A 6,258-nucleotide genomic window follows, 5' to 3' on the forward strand; every position below is an offset into this window, starting at 1 on the left:
GCTATGCGCCGACTCGCCACGCAATGTCGTGCAACAATTCCTTTCAACTTCTTTATTTTTGCGCGCAATGGCTTCGAGTGTTGCGGACAAAAAGCGTTCCCTTGGAGTTTCGATGAGTATTGACCGCGCCCAGATCGACACCGCGCTTAGCGGCTTGATCGATCCGAACACCAGCCGCTCGTTCACGGAAACGAAAAGCATCCGCAGCGTGACTGTGGACGGCGCGAACGTGAGTGTGAACGTGGTCCTGGGCTATCCCGCCAAAAGTCAGTTCGACGCGATCCGCGCACTTGTCTCCGACGCCCTCGCGCGCGTCCCCGGCGTGGCGGGCGTACGGGTCGACGTGTCGTCGCATGTGGTTGCGCACGCGGTCCAGCGCGGCGTGAAGCTGCTGCCGAACGTGAAGAACATTATCGCGGTGGCATCGGGCAAGGGCGGGGTGGGCAAGAGCACGACTGCCGTGAACATGGCGCTGGCACTGGCGGCGGAAGGCGCGTCGGTCGGCATGCTCGACGCGGATATCTACGGCCCGTCGCTGCCCATGATGCTTGGCATCAGCGGCCGGCCGGAATCGCCCGACAATACGTCGATGAACCCGCTTGTCGGCCACGGCATCCAGGCCAATTCGATCGGTTTCCTGATCGAGCAGGACAATCCGATGGTGTGGCGAGGACCAATGGTCACGTCCGCACTCGAACAATTGCTGCGCCAGACCAACTGGAAAGACCTGGATTACCTGGTGGTCGACATGCCGCCCGGCACGGGCGACATCCAGTTGACGCTCTCGCAGAAAGTGCCTGTCACGGGCGCGGTGATCGTCACCACGCCGCAGGACATCGCGTTGCTCGACGCCAAGAAGGGTCTGAAAATGTTCGAGAAAGTCGGCATTCCCATCCTTGGGATCGTCGAGAACATGAGCACCCACATTTGCTCGAATTGCGGCCACGAAGAACATATTTTCGGCGCGGGCGGCGGCGACCGGATGTCGCAGGAATATGGCGTGCCGGTGCTCGGGCATTTGCCGCTCGACATTTCGATCCGCGAGACAACCGATGCCGGCCAGCCGACCGTGATCTCGGAGCCGAACGGCAAGATAGCCGAGGCGTACCGGGCGATCGCGCGCAAGGTCGCTATTTCGATTGCGCAACGGCAGCGCGACATGACGTCCATGTTCCCAAGCATCGTGGTGCAGAACACCTGAGAATCAACGTGCGCCTGCCGGCCATTGAGGCAGCGCGCGTCGCGGTATCATGTGGCTTCGATTGGCGCGGCCGGGCGGACACACGGGGTGGTCGCGGGTCGCCATGAGGATCGCATGAAACTAAGATTGGACGGAACGGGACTACGCAGGATGCCTGCCGTCATCATCCTCGCCGCCAGTGCAATGATGCTTGGCGGCTGCGGCATTCTTTTTCAGGATCACGACAAGCGTGCCAGTGCGGTGTTGCAGCCGTCGGGCGGGAACGCGACGCACGGGTCGGTGACGCTCATAGAGCGCTCGGATGGCGTACAGGTGACCTACAACTTGTCGGGCATGCCACCGGACAGCGACCACGCGCTGCAAATCCACGAGCGGGGCGACTGCATCGTCGGGAGTCTCCCAGACACGGGCGAGGTGTTCGCGCCTGCTTCCGAACACACCACGTCGGCATCGAAGATGGAGGGCGACCTCGCCACCATTCACGCCGACGCCAACGGCTCCGCGACCGGGTTCATCGTGGCGCCGGACGTATCGCTCGACGGCGTGCGCTCGGTTTTGTCGCGCGCGATCATTCTTCATCGGGATGCCGCCGATCACTACTCCTTCGTCCCCCATGGCGCGGGTCCGGCGCTGGCGTGCGGCGTGATCCATCAATGATGCGTGAGTGTAGGCAACGGTTCGGGGCACGCTCACCTGGCCTGTCGGCTAACGTGCAGCCAATGCGCGTGCGCCGGCCGGCTCATCTAGTAAAATAGCGCTTCTCGTCTGGTCCGGCTCGTTTTGCGTCCGCTTAGCGCACGCTGTCGGCCACGCTCCGTTTCAAGCCCCGCGGCCTTCCCGAGCCGCCTCTTTCGTTGGGTAGCGTTTCTATGAGCATCAAGTCCGACAAATGGATCCGGCGTATGGCCGAACAGCACAACATGATCGAGCCGTTCGTGCGCGACCAGGTGCGCGTGAGTGAAGACGGCCGCAAGATCGTGAGCTACGGCACGTCCAGTTACGGCTACGACATTCGCGTTGCCGACGAATTCAAGATATTCACCAACATCAATTCCACGATTGTCGATCCGAAGAATTTCGATGAAAAATCGTTCGTCGACTTCAAGGGCGATGTTTGCATCATTCCGCCAAATTCGTTCGCGCTGGCGCGCACGGTCGAATATTTCCGGATCCCGCGTTCCTGCCTGACGGTGTGTCTGGGCAAGTCCACGTATGCGCGTTGCGGAATTATTGTGAACGTCACGCCGTTCGAACCCGAATGGGAAGGGTTTGTTACGCTCGAATTCTCGAATACGACACCTTTGCCTGCCAAAATCTATGCAAACGAAGGCGTGGCGCAAGTCCTGTTCTTCGAAAGCGACGAGATCTGCGAGACTTCCTACGCCGATCGCGGCGGGAAGTATCAAGGCCAGATAGGTGTCACGCTGCCAAAAACCTGACGTTTTGGTTGATCCCTGAGTGGATCAACCCGTCATTGCACTAGTTTCTGAAAGACCGCTGGAATCGAGCAGACGAAACTCGGCCAGCGGTCGTTCCATTTGGAGAATCGCCTGATGAAGTTCCGTTTCCCAGTCGTCATCATCGACGAAGATTTCCGCTCCGAGAACATCTCGGGTTCCGGCATTCGCGCGCTCGCCGAGGCGATCGAGGGCGAGGGCGTCGAAGTGCTGGGCCTCACCAGTTACGGCGACCTGACGTCGTTTGCCCAGCAGTCGAGCCGTGCATCGTGTTTCATTTTGTCGATCGACGACGACGAGTTGCTGCCCTACGTGGACAACGTCGTGGTGGCCGAAGGCGACACGCCCGAACTGGCGTCGGCGATCGTCGCGTTGCGCGCGTTCGTGCAGGCGGTGCGCAGACGCAACGCGGACATCCCCATTTTCCTGTACGGCGAAACGCGGACGTCGCGCCATTTGCCCAATGACATCCTGCGCGAGTTGCACGGTTTCATTCACATGTTCGAGGACACGCCGGAGTTCGTGGCGCGTCACATCATTCGCGAGGCAAAGGTTTATCTCGATGCACTCGCGCCGCCGTTCTTCAAGGAACTTGTGCAGTACGCCGAGGAAGGCTCGTACTCGTGGCATTGCCCGGGGCATTCGGGCGGCGTTGCGTTCCTGAAAAATCCACTCGGCCAGATGTTCCACCAGTTCTTTGGCGAAAACATGCTGCGGGCGGACGTTTGCAATGCGGTCGATGAACTCGGCCAATTGCTCGATCACACCGGCCCGATCGCGGCGTCGGAGCGCAACGCGGCGCGCATCTTCAGCGCGGACCATTTGTTCTTTGTGACGAACGGCACGTCGACATCGAACAAGATCGTCTGGCACGCGACGGTGGCGCCCGGCGATATCGTGCTGGTCGACCGCAACTGCCACAAGTCGATCCTGCACGCGATCACCATGACGGGCTCCATTCCCGTCTTCCTGACGCCGACCCGCAATCACTTTGGCCTGATCGGTCCGATTCCGCGCGATGAGTTCAAGCCGGAGAATATCCGCGAGAAGATTTTGGCGAATCCGTTCGCGCGCGAGGCGCTCGCGAAGAATCCGAACGCGAAGCCGCGCATCCTGACCATCACGCAAAGTACCTACGACGGCCTGATCTACAACGTCGAGATGATCAAGGACCTGCTTGGCGACATGCTGGACACGCTTCACTTCGACGAAGCCTGGCTGCCGCACGCCGAGTTCCACGAGTTCTATCAGGACATGCACGCGATCGGCGCTGGGCGGCCGCGCACGGGCGCGCTGGTGTTCGCCACGCACTCCACGCACAAATTGCTCGCGGGGATTTCGCAGGCATCGCAGATCGTGGTTCAGGACTCCGAGAACAGCACGTTCGACAAGCATCGCTTCAACGAGGCGTACCTGATGCACACGTCGACCAGTCCGCAATACGCGATCATCGCGTCGTGCGACGTGGCGGCGGCCATGATGGAGCCGCCCGGCGGCACGGCGCTGGTGGAAGAATCGATTGCGGAAGCGCTCGATTTCCGCCGCGCAATGCGTAAGGTCGACGACGAATACCGTGACGAATGGTTCTTCAAGGTGTGGGGGCCGGAGGCGCTGACGGAAGACGGGATCGGCGATCGCGAGGAATGGGTGTTAAAGCCGAATGACCGGTGGCATGGTTTCGGGCCGGTTGCCGAAGGCTTCAACATGCTCGACCCGATCAAGGCGACGATCATCACGCCGGGCCTGGCTGTGGACGGCGAGTTCGGCGAGAGCGGCATTCCGGCCGCTATCGTGACCAAGTATCTGGCCGAGCACGGCATTATTGTGGAGAAGACCGGTCTCTATTCGTTCTTCATCATGTTCACGATAGGCATTACGAAAGGCCGCTGGAATTCGATGGTCACCGAATTGCAGCAGTTCAAGGACGATTACGATAACAACCAGCCGCTGTGGCGTGTTCTGCCGGAGTTTATTGCGCTGCATCCGTCGTACGAGCGACTGGGTTTGCGCGATTTGTGCGCGCAGATTCACAGTGTTTATCGGGCGAACGATATCGCGCGGCTGACCACCGAGATGTATCTGTCGAGCATGGAGCCGGCCATGAAACCGTCCGATGCTTATGCAAAGCTGGTGCATCGGGAAATCGATCGCGTGCCTATCGATGAACTCGAGGGGCGTGTGACCAGCATTCTGTTGACGCCTTATCCGCCGGGTATTCCGCTGCTGATTCCGGGTGAGCGGTTCAACAAGACGATCGTGAATTATTTGCGCTTCGCGCGTGAGTTCAACGAGCGTTTCCCGGGTTTCCATACGGATATCCACGGGTTGGTGGGCGAGATGATTAACGGGCGGATCGAGTATTTCGTCGATTGCGTGCGCAATGAAGGGTAGTTTTCGCTGAGCTGCGCGAATCAGAATGAGAGGGCCCGCATTGCGCGGGCCTTCTTATTTCAGAGGTCACAACGGGTTTCACGTCGCGATAAACATCCGCTCCTGTTCGCCCGTTCCGGGCAACGCCTTGGGTGGGCGAACGAAATCGGCGTCGGCCGTCATGTCGTAGAGCGCGTCTTCAAGCGACGCGCACAGCGTGCTCAGCGCCAGATCGTTTTCTTCCATGCCGAATGGATCTTCGATCTGCGCCGCGATTGCCTCGAGCGCCATGAACGCGTACGCGACCAACAGGGCGAACAGCGGTGTCAGGACTCCGGCGCCATCGACCAGGCCGAACGGCAGCATCGCGCAGAACAGGTAGATGGTGCGATGGACCATCACTGAGTACGAGAATGGCAGCGGTGTGGATGCCAGCCGCTCGCATCCGCCGATGACCGCCGACAATTCATTGAGGTTTGTTTCGAGCGCGAGGACGCCGTAACCGTCGAGCGCGCCTTCGCGAGCACGCTCGCCCGACCATTCGCCGAGCCAGAGCAGGATGAGCGAGGAGCGGCATTGTGCCTTCGCCACGCGCTTATACAGCGTTGGCGGAAGGCGTGTTGCGAGGTCGGGAAGCGGATCGGTGCGTCGCAATTCGTGGCGCAGCGCGTGACCGACTGCGCCCAGTGCCGCGATGAACGCGCGTATGTCGGCGATCGGCACGCCGCGTGGCAGCGTCAGCGCTTGTCGCGCTAGCGAGCGCGCGTGGATCGTGAGCGAGCCCCAGAGCTTGCGGCCTTCCCACCAGCGTTCGTAGCTCGCGTTGTTGCGGAAGCCGAGAAACACCGCCAGCGCGATGCCCACGAGTGCGAACGGCGGCGTGCCCAGGCCGATCGGATAGTTGCGCATGTGGTCGTGCATGACGATTGCGGCGATGGACAGCGCACAAATCAAGCCGAGCCGCGGCAGCAGTTGCGGCAGCACGGACCCACGCCATACGAACAACATGCGAAACCAGTTCAGTTTGGGACGGATAATCATGGGGCGCTGTTCGCTGTTTGGGGGCGGTTTGGGGTGGTTCTGCCTGCGGTGAGTGTGGGGCTAGGGTGGAGTCCTTCTGCCAGCGTGGTCGTTCTGCTTAAGTCGGATTTTCTTGCTTATTTCTGTTAGCCCCTATCCGGGGCGGGACTTCATTTCTTTGCAAACGCGCAAAGAAACGAAGCAAAGAAA

At 60.4% G+C, this 6,258-nt stretch carries 5 protein-coding genes; 4 read left to right on the forward strand and 1 reads right to left on the reverse strand.

Translation table 11 applies throughout. The features are described from left to right. Positions 1-112: 112 nt before the first annotated feature. From apbC to WCA53_RS21480, 4 genes are all read left to right on the forward strand, one after another. Positions 113-1,201, forward strand: a complete 1,089-nt coding sequence (gene apbC, locus WCA53_RS21465; RefSeq protein WP_423915376.1) for an iron-sulfur cluster carrier protein ApbC — start codon at positions 113-115, stop codon at positions 1,199-1,201. Between the two features lie 114 nt (positions 1,202-1,315). After that, the gene (locus WCA53_RS21470; protein ID WP_423915378.1) at positions 1,316-1,858 is read left to right on the forward strand and encodes a superoxide dismutase family protein; all 543 of its coding nucleotides are present in this window, start codon (positions 1,316-1,318) and stop codon (positions 1,856-1,858) included. A 212-nt stretch (positions 1,859-2,070) separates the two neighbouring features. Further along, entirely contained in the window at positions 2,071-2,640 is a 570-nt protein-coding gene (dcd, locus tag WCA53_RS21475) for a dCTP deaminase (protein WP_423915380.1), read from the forward strand. A gap of 114 nt (positions 2,641-2,754) precedes the next feature. Further along, on the forward strand, positions 2,755-5,049 hold the full coding sequence (locus tag WCA53_RS21480) for an Orn/Lys/Arg decarboxylase N-terminal domain-containing protein (RefSeq protein WP_423915382.1): 2,295 nt from the start codon (positions 2,755-2,757) through the stop codon (positions 5,047-5,049). 78 nt (positions 5,050-5,127) lie between these two features. Here the strand turns inward: WCA53_RS21480 and WCA53_RS21485 are convergent, their stop codons facing one another. After that, positions 5,128-6,069, reverse strand: coding sequence for a bestrophin family protein (locus WCA53_RS21485; protein ID WP_423915384.1), 942 nt, complete (start codon positions 6,067-6,069; stop codon positions 5,128-5,130). Positions 6,070-6,258: the final 189 nt, after the last annotated feature.

This window comes from Caballeronia sp. (assembly GCF_049581465.1).
Taxonomy (GTDB): Bacteria; Pseudomonadota; Gammaproteobacteria; order Burkholderiales; family Burkholderiaceae; genus Caballeronia.